This is a genomic window from Maribacter caenipelagi, assembly GCF_004364175.1.
GTDB classification, from domain to species: domain Bacteria; phylum Bacteroidota; class Bacteroidia; order Flavobacteriales; family Flavobacteriaceae; genus Maribacter; species Maribacter caenipelagi.
The window spans coordinates 22,937-39,127 of record NZ_SNZW01000001.1; the positions used below are offsets into that span (position 1 = coordinate 22,937).

Annotated in this window: 18 protein-coding genes; 8 read left to right on the plus strand and 10 right to left on the minus strand. The window is 34.4% G+C overall.

Annotated elements, in window-relative coordinates; all coding sequences use genetic code 11:
- Positions 1–41: 41 nt before the first annotated feature.
- The 8 genes from fabG to DFQ03_RS00160 form a co-directional block, all read right to left on the minus strand.
- Positions 42–791, minus strand: a complete 750-nt coding sequence (gene fabG / locus DFQ03_RS00125; RefSeq protein ID WP_133671016.1) for a 3-oxoacyl-[acyl-carrier-protein] reductase — start codon at positions 789–791, stop codon at positions 42–44.
- A gap of 106 nt (positions 792–897) precedes the next feature.
- Positions 898–1,770 (minus strand): succinate--CoA ligase subunit alpha, encoded by an 873-nt coding sequence (gene sucD / locus DFQ03_RS00130; RefSeq protein ID WP_133671017.1) that lies wholly within the window; start codon positions 1,768–1,770, stop codon positions 898–900.
- 71 nt (positions 1,771–1,841) lie between these two features.
- A complete protein-coding gene (locus tag DFQ03_RS00135; protein ID WP_133671018.1) occupies positions 1,842–2,777 on the minus strand; it encodes a UDP-3-O-(3-hydroxymyristoyl)glucosamine N-acyltransferase in 936 nt (311 codons plus the stop codon).
- A gap of 33 nt (positions 2,778–2,810) precedes the next feature.
- Positions 2,811–3,377 carry an elongation factor P gene (gene efp / locus DFQ03_RS00140; RefSeq protein WP_133671019.1) on the minus strand — a complete coding sequence of 189 codons (567 nt, stop codon included), beginning with the start codon at positions 3,375–3,377 and terminating at the stop codon, positions 2,811–2,813.
- 44 nt (positions 3,378–3,421) lie between these two features.
- Positions 3,422–4,207, minus strand: a complete 786-nt coding sequence (gene lpxA / locus DFQ03_RS00145; RefSeq protein WP_133671020.1) for an acyl-ACP--UDP-N-acetylglucosamine O-acyltransferase — start codon at positions 4,205–4,207, stop codon at positions 3,422–3,424.
- A gap of 1 nt (position 4,208) precedes the next feature.
- The gene (locus DFQ03_RS00150; protein ID WP_133671021.1) at positions 4,209–5,609 is read right to left on the minus strand and encodes a bifunctional UDP-3-O-[3-hydroxymyristoyl] N-acetylglucosamine deacetylase/3-hydroxyacyl-ACP dehydratase; all 1,401 of its coding nucleotides are present in this window, start codon (positions 5,607–5,609) and stop codon (positions 4,209–4,211) included.
- Between the two features lie 2 nt (positions 5,610–5,611).
- Positions 5,612–6,628 (minus strand): UDP-3-O-(3-hydroxymyristoyl)glucosamine N-acyltransferase, encoded by a 1,017-nt coding sequence (lpxD, locus tag DFQ03_RS00155; RefSeq protein ID WP_133671022.1) that lies wholly within the window; start codon positions 6,626–6,628, stop codon positions 5,612–5,614.
- 23 nt (positions 6,629–6,651) lie between these two features.
- Positions 6,652–7,881 (minus strand): HD domain-containing protein, encoded by a 1,230-nt coding sequence (locus DFQ03_RS00160; protein ID WP_133671023.1) that lies wholly within the window; start codon positions 7,879–7,881, stop codon positions 6,652–6,654.
- A gap of 86 nt (positions 7,882–7,967) precedes the next feature.
- Here DFQ03_RS00160 and porX point away from each other — a divergent pair, with 86 nt between their 5' ends.
- From porX to DFQ03_RS00185, 6 genes are all read left to right on the plus strand, one after another.
- Complete coding sequence (porX, locus tag DFQ03_RS00165) at positions 7,968–9,512, plus strand: T9SS response regulator signal transducer PorX (protein WP_133671024.1); 1,545 nt, start codon at positions 7,968–7,970, stop codon at positions 9,510–9,512.
- Between the two features lie 10 nt (positions 9,513–9,522).
- Positions 9,523–9,936, plus strand: coding sequence for a tRNA (adenosine(37)-N6)-threonylcarbamoyltransferase complex ATPase subunit type 1 TsaE (gene tsaE / locus DFQ03_RS00170; RefSeq protein ID WP_133671025.1), 414 nt, complete (start codon positions 9,523–9,525; stop codon positions 9,934–9,936).
- A gap of 228 nt (positions 9,937–10,164) precedes the next feature.
- Entirely contained in the window at positions 10,165–10,296 is a 132-nt protein-coding gene (locus DFQ03_RS19125) for a hypothetical protein (RefSeq protein WP_262711545.1), read from the plus strand.
- 102 nt (positions 10,297–10,398) lie between these two features.
- Positions 10,399–11,070: a hypothetical protein gene (locus DFQ03_RS00175; RefSeq protein ID WP_133671026.1), complete on the plus strand. Its 672-nt coding sequence runs from the start codon at positions 10,399–10,401 to the stop codon at positions 11,068–11,070.
- Between the two features lie 97 nt (positions 11,071–11,167).
- On the plus strand, positions 11,168–12,367 hold the full coding sequence (locus DFQ03_RS00180) for an alanine dehydrogenase (RefSeq protein WP_133671027.1): 1,200 nt from the start codon (positions 11,168–11,170) through the stop codon (positions 12,365–12,367).
- Positions 12,368–12,515: 148 nt separating this feature from the next.
- The gene (locus DFQ03_RS00185) at positions 12,516–12,827 is read left to right on the plus strand and encodes a DUF4258 domain-containing protein (protein WP_317128146.1); all 312 of its coding nucleotides are present in this window, start codon (positions 12,516–12,518) and stop codon (positions 12,825–12,827) included.
- A 6-nt stretch (positions 12,828–12,833) separates the two neighbouring features.
- On the opposite strand, the gene DFQ03_RS00190 is transcribed toward DFQ03_RS00185, so the two are convergent.
- Entirely contained in the window at positions 12,834–14,000 is a 1,167-nt protein-coding gene (locus tag DFQ03_RS00190; RefSeq protein WP_133671028.1) for a proline dehydrogenase family protein, read from the minus strand.
- A 111-nt stretch (positions 14,001–14,111) separates the two neighbouring features.
- Between DFQ03_RS00190 and aroB the strand changes: the two genes are divergently transcribed.
- Both aroB and DFQ03_RS00200 read left to right on the plus strand, forming a co-directional pair.
- A complete protein-coding gene (gene aroB / locus DFQ03_RS00195) occupies positions 14,112–15,173 on the plus strand; it encodes a 3-dehydroquinate synthase (protein WP_133671029.1) in 1,062 nt (353 codons plus the stop codon).
- Positions 15,174–15,281: 108 nt separating this feature from the next.
- Complete coding sequence (locus DFQ03_RS00200) at positions 15,282–15,611, plus strand: hypothetical protein (protein WP_133671030.1); 330 nt, start codon at positions 15,282–15,284, stop codon at positions 15,609–15,611.
- Here the strand turns inward: DFQ03_RS00200 and DFQ03_RS00205 are convergent.
- Positions 15,608–16,129: a DinB family protein gene (locus DFQ03_RS00205; protein ID WP_133671031.1), complete on the minus strand. Its 522-nt coding sequence runs from the start codon at positions 16,127–16,129 to the stop codon at positions 15,608–15,610. The genes DFQ03_RS00200 and DFQ03_RS00205 overlap by 4 nt on opposite strands.
- Between the last annotated feature and the right edge of the window lie 62 nt (positions 16,130–16,191).

Consider the following 16,191-nt stretch of genomic DNA (forward strand, 5'->3'; position numbering starts at 1 on the left):
AAAGGAATCAAATAATAGCCTTCCTCCCGAATTATTTTGATTTAGGTCAACATACCACCATCAACATTCAATACCTGCCCAGTAACATAACCAGACAAATCTGATGCAAAGAAAAGACAAGCGTTTGCTATATCTTCAGTAGAACCACCACGTTTTAGAGGAATACCGTCTCTCCAACCTTGAACAGTTTTCTCGTCTAACTTATCGGTCATTTCAGTTTCAATGAAACCAGGTGCGATAGCATTACATCTAATATTTCTAGAACCTAATTCAAGGGCTACAGATTTCGTGAAACCGATCATACCCGCTTTAGAAGCGGCATAATTTGTTTGACCAGCGTTACCTTTTACCCCTACAACACTACTCATGTTGATAATAGAGCCATTACGTTGCTTTAATAAAGTTCGTTGTACTGCTTTCGTCATATTGAAAACAGATTTTAAATTGATATCGATAACGGCATCGAAATCCGCTTCTGACATACGCATTAACAGATTATCTTTTGTAATACCCGCGTTATTAATCAATACATCAATTCTACCACCAAAATCTTCTAAAACCTTAGCTACCAATTCTTCTGCTTCTTGAAAACTAGCCGCATTACTTTTATAAGCCTTGGCATTAACTCCCTTTGACTTTAATTCTTTCTCCAATTCTAAAGCTGGAGCTTCACTAGAGCTATATGTAAATGCAACGTTTGCACCGTGATCGGCAAAAACTTTGGCAATACCCATACCAATTCCTCTACTTGCTCCTGTAATGATGACGTTTTTATCTTCTAATAATTTCATAAGTCCGTTATTTAAAACCGAAGTTTACCAAATATACCTTTTGTTTAATTTATAGGCTAAAAAAAATCCCGCTATAAACGGGATTTTATATGAAAAATATGAGTTCTTAACCCATTACTTCTTTTACTTTCAAGCCTATTTCAGCAGGAGAATCTACAACGTGAATTCCACATTCTCTCATGATGCGTTTTTTAGCCTGAGCAGTATCATCGCTACCACCAACAATTGCGCCAGCATGACCCATTGTTCTACCAGCAGGTGCTGTTTCACCAGCAATAAAACCAACAACTGGTTTTTTACTACCACTAGCTTTGTACCACTGTGCAGCATCTGCTTCTAATTGACCTCCAATTTCACCGATCATAACCACACACTTTGTTTCTGGGTCATTGATCAAAAGCTCTACAGCTTCTTTAGTAGTTGTACCAATAATTGGATCACCACCAATACCGATTGCAGTTGTAATACCTAAACCTTGACGTACTACTTGATCAGCAGCCTCATAAGTCAATGTACCTGATTTAGATACGATACCAACATTACCTTCTTTAAAAACGAAACCTGGCATAATACCAACTTTTGCCTCACCTGGAGTAATAACACCAGGGCAGTTAGGACCGATTAAACGACAATCTCTATTTTTAATATAGTTGGCAACCTTCACCATATCGGCAACAGGAATACCTTCTGTAATTGTAATAATAACTTTAATACCTGCCTCTGCAGCTTCCATAATAGCATCTGCAGCAAAAGCTGGTGGAACAAATATAATCGTAGTATCTGCACCTACTTTCTCAACAGCTTCAGAAACCGTGTTGAAAACAGGTTTTCCTAAATGCTCTTGCCCTCCTTTACCGGGAGTAACACCACCAACGATATTAGTACCGTACTCAATCATCTGTCCGGCATGGAAAGTACCTTCACTACCCGTGAAACCTTGTACGATTATTTTGGAATCCTTATTTACTAATACGCTCATACTACTGTAGTTTTATTTTTTGATTAGAACAAAAATATAAGTTGTTAATGACTTTTATAGCATATACACCCTTATTTCTTATCCATTTTTTTAATTATTTCTGGAATCTTCTTTAAATAAGCTAATTGTTTCAATTTTTCACGTGATTCTTCGATAGGGGTACCGAAATAACTCTTGCCACCTTTCACTGATTTTGTAACTCCGGTTTGACCCATAATTATCGCTTTGGCACCAATTGTAATTCCGCTATTAGTTCCTACTTGTCCCCATATCGTTACTTCATCTTCAATAATAACACAGCCAGCGATACCGGTTTGCGAAGCAATTAAACACTTCTCGCCAATAACGGTATCATGACCAACATGAACTTGATTGTCTAATTTGGTTCCAAATCCGATTGTAGTATCACCTGTCACACCTCTATCAATCGTACAAAGAGCTCCAATATCAACATTATCTTTCAAAACGACTCTTCCACCAGAAATTAGTTTATCGAAACCTTCAGGGCGTTTTTTATAATAAAAAGCATCTGCACCTAAAACACTACCTGCATGTATGGTAACATTATTACCGATAATGCAATTATCGTAAATAGTAACGTTCGAGTGAATAAGGCAATTATCACCTATTTCTACATTGTTACCTATGAACGTATTAGGCTGAACAACAGTATCTTTACCGATTTTTGCAGTAACAGCAATGTTCTGACTACTCGGTACAAACGGCTGAAAAAATGTAGTTAATTTATTAAAATCTCGAAACGGATCATCTGATATCAATAACGCCTTCCCTTCTGGACATTCAACATTTTTATTGATTAAGATTACGGTAGCTTTAGACTGTAAAGCTTTATCATAGTACTTTGGATGATCCACAAAAACAATATCACCGTTTTGCACGACATGTATTTCGTTCATGCCCAAAACAGGAAAATCATCAACCCCAACATATTCGCTAGATATAATATCTGCAATCTGTTTTAATGAAAAAGTAGTTGGAAATTTCAATTAATTCGCTTAATTCTAATTAATGAATATATACTATTCTTTTACACGTTCCATATAAGAACCTGTAGAAGTATCTATCTTAACTTTATCACCTTCATTGATAAACAACGGTACATTTACCTCTGCGCCAGTTTCAACTGTTGCAGGTTTAGTAGCGTTTGTAGCAGTATTACCTTTTACACCAGGTTCAGTATATGTAATCTCTAAAATTACACTTGCAGGCATCTCTACAGATAATGGCATACTATCTTCCGTATTGAACATAATTTTAACCACTTCACCTTCTTTTAAAAGTCCCGGTGCGTCAAGAGAACTCTCTTGAAGCGTAATTTGATTATAATCATCGGTGTTCATAAAGTGATATGTTTCACCTTCAGGGTATAGATATTGGTAAGAACGTGTTTCTACACGTACATCTTCTATTTTATGACCTGCTGAAAACGTATTGTCCAATACTTTACCAGACGTAACACTTTTTAATTTGGTACGAACAAAAGCAGGACCTTTACCCGGTTTTACGTGTAAAAATTCAATTATCTTATAGATATCATTGTTATATCTGATGCATAGTCCTTTTCGTATATCTGATGTAGATGCCATTCGTAATATGTATTAATGTTGTTAACTTAAGTTTAGTGTGTTATTTAGTTATTGCTGAAATATCCTTTCATAATTCCACGTTGAGAATCGCGAATAAATTGTAATATTTCGTCACGTTCAGGAGTTGCTTCCATTTCTGCCTCAATAATTTGAACCGCTTGCGAGTTGTTATAGTTCTTCTGATAAAGAATTCTATATATGTTCTGAATTTCTCTAATTTTATCAGATACAAATCCTCTTCTTCTTAATCCTACAGAATTGATTCCAACATAAGATAAAGGCTCTCTTGCTGCTTTAACATAAGGTGGAACATCTTTTCTCACTAAAGAACCTCCGGTTACAAAAGCATGTTGACCAACCGATACAAATTGATGTACAGCAACCAAGCCAGCCAATATTACATTGTCACCAATAGTAACATGACCTGCTAATGTAGAGTTGTTTGAAAAAATACAGTTGTCACCTACTAGGCAATCATGTGCAACATGGCAATATGCCATGATTAGACAATTTTTACCGATAACGGTTTTCATACGATCAGAGGTACCTTTATGTATGGTGGCACATTCTCTGATAGTCGTATTATCGCCAATTACCACAGTAGTCTCTTCACCGTCGTATTTTAAATCTTGTGGAGATGCTGATATTACAGCGCCAGGAAAAATATTACAATTTTTACCAATGCGAGCACCTTCCATTATGGTCACGTTAGACCCGATCCAAGTACCATCGCCAATGATAACATTATTGTGTATAGTTGTAAACGGTTCAACTACTACATTCTTAGCAATTTTAGCTCCCGGATGTATATAGGCTAAAGGTTGATTCATTCTATGTTCTTTTTACTATTTGCGCCATTAATTCAGCTTCACTTACCAATTTATCATTTGCGTATGCATATGCTTGCATGTGGCAAATACCTCTTCTGATCGGTGTAATTAAACTACAGTGAAATATTAATGTATCGCCTGGCAATACTTGCCTTTTAAATTTTACTTTATCAATTTTCATGAATAAAGTCAAATAATTTTCTGGATCCGGTACAGTACTTAAAACTAAAATACCACCTGTTTGCGCCATAGCTTCAACTTGAAGCACACCTGGCATTACTGGAGCGCCTGGAAAGTGACCTACGAAGAAAGGTTCGTTCATCGTCACATTTTTCATACCAACAACATGCTTATTTGATAGCTCAATTATACGGTCTATTAATAAGAAAGGTGGTCTATGAGGTAGCATATCCATTATTTTATGGATATCCATTAGAGGAGGTAAGCTTAAATCGTACTTCGGAACTTTATTTCGTTTTTCTAATTTGATGATTTGCGAAAGTTTCTTTGCAAATTGGTTGTTTACATAATGACCAGGTTTATTGGCTATTACCTTACCTCGTATACGTGTGCCAATTAATGCTAAATCACCAATTACATCTAACAATTTATGTCTTGCGGCCTCGTTAGGTTGGTGTAATGTTAAGTTATCTAGAATACCATTTGCTTTTACAGAAAGTTTCTTTTTATTAAAAGCCTTCTCTAATTTCGTCATGGTGGCTTGAGAAATCTCCTTATCCACATAAACGATAGCATTGTTTAAATCACCACCTTTTATTAGTCCGTTTTCTAAAAGCATTTCTAACTCATGAAGAAAACTAAAAGTACGGGCATTTGAAATTTCAGATTTGAAATCAGAAAGCTTTTCTAAGGTAGCGTTTTGGGTTCCTAAGACTTTAGTACCAAAATCAACCATCGTCATCAATTGATATTCGTCTGATGGTATAATGGTTATTTCACTACCAGTTTCTTCATCTTTATAAGAAATGACATCTTTAACAATGTATTCTTCACGCTCAGCTTCTTGCTCAACAATACCTGCATTCTCTAAAACTTCTACAAAGAATTTAGAAGAACCATCCATAATTGGCGGCTCGGCCGCATCTAGCTCTATTAATACATTATCTATTTCAAGTCCAACCAAAGCTGCCAAAACGTGCTCTGAAGTCTGAATTTTTACACCATTCTTTTCTAAATTGGTACCTCTTTGTGTGTTTATAACTAGGTTAGCATCAGCTGGAATTATCGGCTCCCCTTCTAAATCTACCCTTTTAAATGCGTAACCGTGATTTTCATCTGCAGGTAAAAATTTAATAGTAACATTGCTTCCAGTATGTAAACCAACTCCCGTTAGGCTTACCTCTTTACTAATTGTTCTTTGTTTGCTGTTTGTTGTACTCATCGTCAATCTTTCTTTTCTAAGGTGTCGATTCTACTTATTATTCTCGGTAAATTCTTAAAATGAACATATGATTTATTGTAATCCCCATAATTTAATGCAGGTGAACCTTGTAGCACTTCATTATCCTTCACATTTCTTCCTATACCCGATTGTGCCTGAATTTTTACACGGTCACCAATAACGATATGACCAACAATACCAACTTGCCCACCGATCATACAATGCTTGCCTATTTTTGTAGAACCTGCAATACCGGTTTGTGCAGCAATAACAGTATGCTCGCCAATTTCAACATTATGCGCAATCTGTATTTGATTGTCTAGCTTCACTCCTTTTCTTAAAATCGTAGAACCTAGAGTAGCTCTGTCTATCGTGGTACCAGCACCTATATCAACATTATCTTCTAAAATAACATTACCGGTTTGTGGTACTTTCACAAACTCACCATTTTCATTTGGAGCGAACCCAAATCCGTCAGCACCTAGAACTGCACCGCTATTAACTACACAATTATTACCTATAACGGTTTCTGAATATACCTTGGCTCCTGCAAAAAGTATTACGTTGTTACCAATTTTTACATTATCGCCAATGTAGACATTAGGGTAAACTTTCACATTATCTCCTAGGGTAACGTTATTACCTAAATAAGCAAAAGCACCAATGTAAACATCAGTACCAAAGGTTGCGGTATCCGACTTAAAAATAGGCTCTTCAATGCCTACCTTATTGTTTTTGACCTGGTTATAATATTCTAGTAATTTAGAAAATGACTTATAAGCATCTTCGACCTTTATTAAAGTGGTCTGTAAATCTTGTTCTGGAACAAAACTCTTATTGACTATCGTTACCGATGCCTTTGTCTTGTAAATGAATGAAGTATATTTCGGATTAGCTAAAAAAGTAAGGGAACCTTCTTCGCCTTCCTCGATTTTAGCAAGTTTATGTACGGCTATTTCTGGATTTCCATGCACTTCTCCTTCTAAGATACCTGCAATCTGACCTGCTGTAAATTTCATGAGCGTAAAAGTAAGAAAAATTGTTAAACCCGTTCTTTAGGATAGCACATATAATATTTGGTTACCGTTTTTGAAAGCGCATTTAAATTAAGGTGGTCAGATAATTTAGCAACATCGGTAATCTTTCCGTTTTTCCTTAAAATGTTGATAGTCTGATGTTGCCTATCGTATGCTTTATTTTTAAGTTCACCTTTAAATACAAAATAGGATGCATCTTCATCTGTAAGATTATACTGAGTTTTCACCTTATTTAAGTGCATTAAAAACTTGCTTTCAGTAATTGGCTCTTTCTTTACCTTAATATGAAGTAGTTTTCGGTTGATGATCATTTCACATAAAGAGGCTAATACAAAATCATCTGAATATTGCCATTCTTTTAACGCGGCAAGAATATCTACATCATCAAGTTTTGCAAACTTTGCCAACGTTTCATTATCAAAATTATTTATATCGATATGATGCGTGAGAAAATAATCTAATGCCTTACTAGTATTTAAAGTATCACCTTTTTCAATTAAGAAACGAGCCCTCTTTAAAATACTAATGAGCAAACGTTCGGCAACTACAGCTGTTTTATGTAGGTAAACTTGCCAATACATAAAACGTCGTGCCATTAAAAATTTCTCAACAGAATAGATTCCCTTTTCTTCAACAACCAAATTACCATCAACTACATTAAGCATGGTTATAAGTCGCTCGGCATTCGTATTACCTTCGGCAACCCCGGTATAGAAACTATCTCTTTTTAAATAATCTAGGCGATCCATGTCTAATTGACTAGATACCAGCTGATTTAAGAATTTTTTAGAATGATTGCCAGTGAATATAGATATGGCTTCCGTTAAACTTCCGTTAAATCGCTCATTCAAATCTCGCATAAATTGAAGCGAAATAAATTCATGACTTACCCCTTCTACAATACTATGTTCCATAGCGTGAGAAAAAGGTCCGTGTCCAATATCATGCAAAAGAATAGCGCACAAAAGTCCTTCTTCCTCGATTTCAGTTATTTCAACACCCTTAAAACGAAGCACTTGAATAGATTTTTGCATTAAATACATACAGCCTAATGCATGATGAAATCGAGTATGGTGTGCCCCAGGATAAACTAAATAGGACAATCCCATTTGAGAGATTCTACGAAGCCTTTGAAAGTAAGGATCGGCAATGAGGTCAAAAATGAGCGCATTGGGAATTCTAATAAATCCGTAAATTGGATCATTAAAGATTTTCAATTTATTTGATGTCTTCAAGATAACGTCGTCTTTTCTGAAATTAACATTTCAAAGTTATACAAAAGCATTAGTATAGAATTTGATTATCGTCAAATAATAATTCAATGAACAAAATAAAAATATTGTGGGTAGATGATGAAATCGATTTGCTCAAGCCCCATATCATCTTTTTAGAATCAAAAAACTACAGTGTTATCACTTGCCGAAGCGGACAAGAAGCATTAGAAGAATTAGCCGAGACCAGAGTAGATATTGTCTTTTTAGATGAGAATATGCCAGGTATATCTGGCTTAGAAACACTTTCAGAAATTAAAATAATAGACAATTCTTTACCCGTTGTAATGATTACAAAAAGTGAGGAAGAATCTATAATGGAAGATGCTATCGGTTCTAAAATTGCCGATTATCTTATAAAACCAGTGAATCCAAATCAGATTCTTCTTTCGCTAAAAAAGAATTTAGACCACTCAAGATTGGTTTCTGAGAAGACTACCAGTAACTATCAACAAGAATTTAGAAAGATAGCGATGGATCTATCCATGGTAAGCACCTACCAAGAATGGGCAGATTTATATAAAAAATTGATTTATTGGGAATTGCAATTAGAAGAAATTGAAGATAGCGGGATGTTCGAAATTCTAGAATCTCAAAAGACGGAAGCAAATCAACAATTCGGAAAGTTTGTAGATAGAAATTATGAAGATTGGTTTACAGATACCGATGCGCCTGTAATGTCTCATACCCTATTTAAAGAATGGATTGTACCTGAAATTAAGGACCAGAAGACCTTGTTGATAGTAGTAGATAACTTGCGTTACGATCAGTGGTACGCTTTTGAAGATACGGTCAACTCATTTTATAAAAAGAAAAAGGAAGACTCATATTATAGCATATTACCAACAGCTACCCAATATGCGCGTAATGCTATATTCTCAGGGCTGACTCCGCTTGACATGGAAAAGAAATATCCAGAATGGTGGAAGAATGATACCGATGAAGGTGGTAAAAATTTATTTGAAGACAAGTTTTTAGGTGCGCAGTTAAAAAGACTGGGCTTAGATTTAAAATGGGAATACCACAAGATTAGTAGTCTAAAACAAGGAAAACATTTAAGTCAGAATTTTAAAGGTCAAAAAGACAACGACCTAACCGTAATTGTATACAATTTTGTTGATATGCTTTCTCATTCAAAAACAGAAATGGAAGTAATTAAAGAGTTGGCGTCAAATGATAAATCTTACAGGTCATTGACTACCAGTTGGTTTAAGAATTCGCCGATGTTAGAAATCATACAGCAAGCCCAAACTTTAGGAATGAAACTGATTATTACAACGGACCATGGAACTATAAATGTAAAATCCCCTTCTAAAGTGGTAGGCGACAGAGACACCAGTCTAAACCTACGTTATAAAACAGGGAGAAGCCTTACCTACGAAAAGAATGATGTCCTTGCCGCAAAAGACCCAAAATCTATTTACTTACCAAGTATAAACATGAGCAGCTCCTATATCTTTGCAAAGAACGATTTGTTTTTTGCCTACCCTAATAACTACAATCACTATGTTAGTTACTATAGAAACACCTACCAACATGGTGGCGTTTCGCTGGAAGAAATGATTATACCTTTTGTAGTTTTGGAACCTAAATAGATTTAGAAATATGGAATTCATTTATAAACAAAGTGAATTAAAAAATATTGCCAAGCAGATAATTGAACACTCACATAGTAAGTCGCTTGCATTTTATGCCCCTATGGGTGCTGGTAAAACTACTTTAATAAAAGCCATTGTAAAAGAATTGGGAAGTAGCGATAATGTAAGTAGCCCTACATTTGGTTTAGTGAATGAATACGCTTTGGAATCGGGCGAGCTCTTGGGCTATCATTTTGATTTTTATCGTTTGGATGATGAAGAAGAAGCAATGGATATGGGACTTGATGATTACTTGTCCTCAGGTAATTGGATTTTTATGGAATGGCCAGAGAAAATTCCAAGTTTAATACCTAATGATATTCAGAACATAACAATTGAAATTTTGGATGAAGTTACAAGAAGGCTAATCATCTCAGAATAAGGAGCAAAGATTAGGTAATAATATAAACTGATTTCGAATTTGTGAAATAAGCATCGTTCTAACTGAATATTTATTGCATTTTTTCGATGAAAAACCAATAATTCGACAAAACGAACAATAAATCAGTTAAAACACATAATTTTAACGATTAAAGGAGTTTTAGTTGTATATTTTTTCTTACGTTTGTAAGAGAACTAAATATTTAGTATAACCAAAAATCCCTTGAAAATGAAAAACAAAAAAACTCTACTAGCTTCAATCGCCTTAGGTGTATTTCTTTTAGCAATGACTGCTCCGATTATCGATATTGATAATCAAGACCTTAATGTTGATAAAAGAAAATTGACTAAAAAAATATAATTTTATGTAAATGTTAAAAATAAGAGAGCATTTTAATGCTCTCTTATTGTTTATAATATTTAGCAATTTACTTCGTTAGCATATAGTAATACTTATATGCAAATGATTAATAGAGTAAAAAGAAAAAAAGCTAAAAAGAAGATTTTTTTAGAATCCCTTTTGGTCTTTTTCATAGCTATATCTCCTTTTTTATATAAAATATATGACTATATACCATATGACCTAGATGGAGATGGAGTATTTTTTGGACTAACCTTAGGAAACAATGGTTTTCCAGACACTTCTACCTACTTATGGTATTTAACTTCTAAAATTGTTCCTCTTTATTTAATGATTTTTTGGTTTCTTACCTCTCGTGATTGGTGGTATCATATTATCATTATCCCAATTGCAATGTATGCCTTTCAAATGTTTGAAGTTTTCTATGACTCAGACAACATGATTGATACTGACAATATTTGGTGGCTAATTCCTATATGCATGATAACAATTCCATCAGTATATTTTATCCGGATTAAATTATATGACAAACACGTTAATGGAATTGATTTGGAGGCAATTGAGGCTGAATTAGAAGAACTTAAAAACAAAGGGTTTGATAATAAAGTTAATCTTGATACAGATGATAAAAGCGAAGTCGAACAACACGTTGAACACATTGAAATTCCAACCATTTCAGAAGATATCAATTCTAAACTATCTACAGGAAACTTAGAAAATATATTTAAGAATGTTCAAGAACGTATTCAAAGCTTGTTACATATTAAAACCTAAGTATCTATATTTTAAAGTATATATCAAAATATTCATTTCTTTAAAAATTGTACATTTGAGTTTCAAATCATTGATTTGAACAACTCATTATTAAGATATGGACCAACCCACTTCCCCTTTTAGTAAGCACCAATTAATTCCACAAGAGGAAACCCTAGAGGTTTTGCGTCAAAAAGGAGAATTGCACATTGGTATTCCTAAAGAGAACCAATATCAAGAAAAAAGAATATGCCTTACTCCAGATGCTGTAAATGCTATTACAGCAAATGGTCATCGTGTTTTAATAGAATCTGGCGCTGGTGAAGGCGCGCATTATTCCGATGCTGATTATGTTACTGCTGGCGGAGAAATTACTCGGGATACTAAGAAAGTTTTCGCTTGTCCGTTAATTCTTAAAGTAGAGCCTCCTACCCTAACAGAAATAGAATACATTAATCCGCAGACAACAATCATATCTGCCCTTCAAATCAAAACGCAATACAAAGAATATTTTGAAGAACTAGCACGAAAGCGAATTACCGCTATTGCATTTGAATACATTAGAGATGAAGAGGGTAAATACCCTGCAGTACGTTCATTAAGTGAAATTGCAGGAATTTCATCGGTATTAATTGCCGCAGAATTAATGGCTGCCAACAACAATGGTAATGGACTAATGTTTGGAAACATCAGTGGTGTACCACCTGTAGAAGTGGTAATTATCGGCGCAGGAACTGTCGGTGAGTTTGCAGCACGATCTGCTATAGGTATCGGAGCAAATGTCAAGGTTTTTGACAATTCTATTACCAAACTTAGAAATATACAGACCAACTTAAAACAAACGGTCTATACATCTACCATTCAACCTAAAAACCTATTAAAAGCATTAAAACGTTGCGATGTAGCTATCGGAGCAACTAGAGGTAAAGATCGATCTCCCGTTGTGGTAACTAGCTCAATGGTCGAGCACATGAAAAAAGGTGCAGTTATTATTGATGTCAGTATTGATACTGGCGGATGTTTTGAAACTAGTGAAATAACCGACCACAATAAGCCCACTAGAAAGAAATTTGATGTTATTCACTATGGCGTACCAAATATTCCGTCTAGATATCCAAAAACAGCATCGGTTAGTATAAGTAACATTTTCACTCCTTATTTACTGAAAATTGGAGAAGATGGCGGCTTAGAAAACTCACTTCGGTTTGACAAAGGTTTACGTAACGGACTTTATATGTACCATGGCATTTTGACCAATAAGTCTGTTGGAGAATGGTTCGATTTACAATACAGTGATATAAATTTCCTTATTTTTTAGAATACTAAAGACTTTCCTTTTCCTATCCATTTTAAAAGACATAATTTTGCGCTCTTAAAAGTATGGAAGTATGAACATGGATTTTATTAAAAGGTTAGGTTTTTTCTTGGTTGGCTTATCGATTGGCATTGTGTTTCTTACTTTTTTTATGAAAAAGAAATCTCAAGAAACCGGAGTATATTTTTGCTACCTACCAGACTGTAGAACATTGAAAGATATTCGCTCAAAATCTATGTACTATAGCGATGAAGCAAAGCAAAAACTTAAAGAGTTTGAATTAGATTCTATAGGCATCACTTACATTTTAACCGAAGGAGATGTTGATTTTAGTAAAAGTGACACAAAATCCGTTCCCTGTAAAACCTACATAGTAGAATCTGAATACAAGGAACAAGATTATATATTTACCGTACGAAATTGTAGAGAAAAAGCTTCAATTGAAAAAGTAGAACGACAATAAGCTTGTTTATATTTTTCTACGTTTTCTTTCTTTCTTTAATAAAGACAATTCTCTACTAGTTTGCCCTGCAACCGAAGTATTCTCATCGGCTCTTCTAATTAAGTAAGGCATAACATCACGCACGGGTCCGAATGGTAAATATTTGGCTACATTATATCCATTGGCAGCCAAGTTATAAGAGATATGATCACTCATACCATATAGCTGACCGAACCAGATATGGGTGTTATTTTTTGCAATACCTTTTTGCTCCATCAATTCCATTAAACGGTAACAACTATCTTCATTATGTGTGCCAGAGAAAATAGATAACGAATCTAGATTATCTATCATATATTCAATAGTTGCATTAAAGTTATCATCGGTCTCCGCTTTTGTTTTACAAATTGGCGAAGTATACCCATTTTCTTTTGCGCGTTCATTTTCCTTTTCCATATAAGCACCGCGAACTACTTTCATACCAACTAAAAATCCATCTCTCGTTGCACGTTCATGTAACGATTTTAGATATGGTAACCGATCCCATCTATACGTTTGTAATGTATTAAATACAATCCTTTTCTTTTTATTGTATTTACGCATCATCTCTTCAACAAGGTTATCTGCTGCATCTTGCATCCAGCTTTCTTCACCATCAATCAGTAATGAGACTTCAAGGTCATGGGCTTTTTTACAAACTTTATCAAACCTTTTGACAACACGTTGCCATTCTGCTTCTTCATCTTTGGTGAGTTCTATTTTCTCACTGATCTTTTGATACAAAGCAAAACGACCAAAACCTGTTGGTTTAAAAACAGCAAAAGGTATAGCCTCTTTCTCCTTGACAAAATCTAAAATGGTTAAAATCATTTCGGTAGCAGAATCAAAAGGATCCTCTTCATCTTTACCTTCTACAGAATAATCTAAAACCGAACAGACTCCCTTTTCCCACATTCGGTCAACCACGGGTATACAATCACGTTCATTTACGCCACCACAGAAATGATCAAAAACAGTTGCCCTAATCAAACCCTCTACAGGTAAATGGGCCTTAAACGCAAAATTGGTGATAAATGAACCCATTTTTACCAAAGGTTCATTTGAAATCATCTTAAAAAGAAAATAAGCTCTTTCTAATTCTGAATCTGATTTTAAGGCAAATGCCGTTGCAGTATTTTCAAATATTTGGTTCATTTTTTATAATTTCTATAACGATCAAATATAATCACAGAATTTATAATCCTAAGACTAAAAATAACCTTTATTTTGCGGTTAAATAGTCATTAATACTAAGCCATATTTTCGATGGATTCTATAATTTCAGATTCTTACGCAGTACATTTTAACGAAAATGCTTTTCAAGCATTGAACAATCACCTTTCAGAAAAAAAATATTCTACTATTTTTATTTTAGTGGATGAAAATACCCATGAGCTTTGCTTGCCAAATTTTATGGCAGAAATTAACGGTGACTATCAATTTGAAATTATTGAAATTGAATCTGGAGAAATAAATAAAAACATCGAAACCTGTGTTGGTGTTTGGGAAGCATTATCTGAATTAGGTGCCGACAGAAAAAGCGTCATGATAAATTTAGGTGGTGGAGTGCTTACGGATATGGGAGGATTCATTGCTTCAACCTTTAAACGGGGCATAGACTTTATAAATGTACCAACTACCCTATTATCTATGGTAGACGCCTCTGTTGGCGGTAAAACCGGCATAGACCTAGGTTCATTAAAAAATCAAATTGGTGTAATTAATCAGCCAGTAATGGTACTTGTAGTTCCTGATTTTCTTGATACACTAGAAAATAGACAGGTTATAAGCGGCTTTGCAGAAATGCTAAAACATGGTCTTATTCAAGACACCACCTATTGGGAAGCATTGAAAAAAGCTAAGGGTTTAGAGGATATGAAAAAGCACATTCTTACATCTATCCAAATTAAGAACAAGGTGGTTCTTCAAGACCCAACAGAGCAGAACATTCGTAAGATTCTAAATTACGGACACACACTTGGTCATGCAATCGAATCTTATTTTTTAGAGAGCGATTCAAAAGAAATGCTATTACACGGAGAGGCTATTGCCATCGGCATGATTCTAGAAGCTTACCTATCTAATAAGCTGTTAGAATTATCAGATGAATTTTTAGCGGATATTAAATCTACCTTTTTAAACAGGTATAATAAGGTAGAATTTTCAGATGAGGATATCGAAAATATTCTTAAATTAATGAAGTACGATAAGAAAAACTCTCATGGTAAAGTGAATTTTGTGTTGTTAAAATCTATTGGCAACCCGAAATATGATATTGAAATCCCCATAGAATTATTCCCTGAAGCGTTCGCTTACTACAAAGTTTAAAAAGTTCACATACTTAAAATGATACTTTCACAACTCTAAAAATTGAAAACTTAGTATTATTACTAGTTTAGTTATAGATAAATACAACCTTCTATAAATAAATAAGTTATGACCAAACGCCTTATTGATTACCGGAAACTAGACCACCAATTAGCAGCACTTTTAATAGAAACCTATCCTTATGGATATGGTGATGAAGACATCATCAGTTTTAAAAATATTAAAGGAGATTATGTTGAAGCAGTTGAACTAAAAACAACAGACACCTTATACCTAGTTAAGATAAGTAAAAGCCTTTCTAATTTCATCGCAAATTTTGAAGAGAACATAGAAAAGGAGCTAGAAAACAAAACAGCAGAAGAGGTTATGCAATCTGAAGAAATGACGAAAGCACTTTACCTAAACTTCGAAATGGAATCTGAAGAAGAGCTAGATTAATTAAAGTAGCGTTCTTGTAAAATATTTTCATGATGTTTTTGATGACCACTTATCACCAAACCTAATGCAGCTACAGACCAGGGTATATCACTAGCGGTACCCATTCTTTTTAGATGTTCATTTAACATCGTATCGAACAAACTAATTGAAGAATCACGAACATGAAGATATTCTTTCAATATATCTTCCTTTGTACGCTGGTTGGCATTACTTTCTGTAACGAAGGTATTATGATCAAAACCCGGTAATGCTGTTTTATCATTTCTAGATATTCTAAAAGCACGATATTGAAATACACGTTCAGTATCGATTAAGTGAACCAAAACTTCAGCTACGGTCCATTTACCTTCTCCGTAACTATAGAGAAATTGTTCATCGGTTAAGCCCTGAACTAAATCTTCAAAACTTTTTCTACCTTTTAAAAGCGCAACCTTTAAATCTTCTTGTTCATCAAGAGTTTTCAAATAAGTACCATAAAAAAATTGTAATTCTTCTCCTTTTAAATCTTTAACTGTCATTCTGAAAATTTAGAAAATAAAAACAAAAAAAGCCCAATCATATAAAATAACCGGGCTTAACT

Excerpts from the sequence above, each read along its gene's own strand:
- fabG (WP_133671016.1), bottom strand. The coding sequence starts at position 791 with ATGAAATTATTAGAAGATAAAAACGTCATCATTACAGGAGCAAGTAGA.
- sucD (WP_133671017.1), bottom strand. The coding sequence starts at position 1,770 with ATGAGCGTATTAGTAAATAAGGATTCCAAAATAATCGTACAAGGTTTC.
- efp (WP_133671019.1), bottom strand. The coding sequence starts at position 3,377 with ATGGCATCTACATCAGATATACGAAAAGGACTATGCATCAGATATAAC.
- lpxA (WP_133671020.1), bottom strand. The coding sequence starts at position 4,207 with ATGAATCAACCTTTAGCCTATATACATCCGGGAGCTAAAATTGCTAAG.
- DFQ03_RS00150 (WP_133671021.1), bottom strand. The coding sequence starts at position 5,609 with ATGAGTACAACAAACAGCAAACAAAGAACAATTAGTAAAGAGGTAAGC.
- lpxD (WP_133671022.1), bottom strand. The coding sequence starts at position 6,628 with ATGAAATTTACAGCAGGTCAGATTGCAGGTATCTTAGAAGGAGAAGTG.
- porX (WP_133671024.1), top strand. The coding sequence starts at position 7,968 with ATGAACAAAATAAAAATATTGTGGGTAGATGATGAAATCGATTTGCTC.
- tsaE (WP_133671025.1), top strand. The coding sequence starts at position 9,523 with ATGGAATTCATTTATAAACAAAGTGAATTAAAAAATATTGCCAAGCAG.
- DFQ03_RS19125 (WP_262711545.1), top strand. The coding sequence starts at position 10,165 with ATGAAAAACAAAAAAACTCTACTAGCTTCAATCGCCTTAGGTGTATTT.
- DFQ03_RS00175 (WP_133671026.1), top strand. The coding sequence starts at position 10,399 with ATGATTAATAGAGTAAAAAGAAAAAAAGCTAAAAAGAAGATTTTTTTA.
- DFQ03_RS00180 (WP_133671027.1), top strand. The coding sequence starts at position 11,168 with ATGGACCAACCCACTTCCCCTTTTAGTAAGCACCAATTAATTCCACAA.
- DFQ03_RS00185 (WP_317128146.1), top strand. The coding sequence starts at position 12,516 with ATGAAAAAGAAATCTCAAGAAACCGGAGTATATTTTTGCTACCTACCA.
- DFQ03_RS00190 (WP_133671028.1), bottom strand. The coding sequence starts at position 14,000 with ATGAACCAAATATTTGAAAATACTGCAACGGCATTTGCCTTAAAATCA.
- aroB (WP_133671029.1), top strand. The coding sequence starts at position 14,112 with ATGGATTCTATAATTTCAGATTCTTACGCAGTACATTTTAACGAAAAT.
- DFQ03_RS00200 (WP_133671030.1), top strand. The coding sequence starts at position 15,282 with ATGACCAAACGCCTTATTGATTACCGGAAACTAGACCACCAATTAGCA.
- DFQ03_RS00205 (WP_133671031.1), bottom strand. The coding sequence starts at position 16,129 with ATGACAGTTAAAGATTTAAAAGGAGAAGAATTACAATTTTTTTATGGT.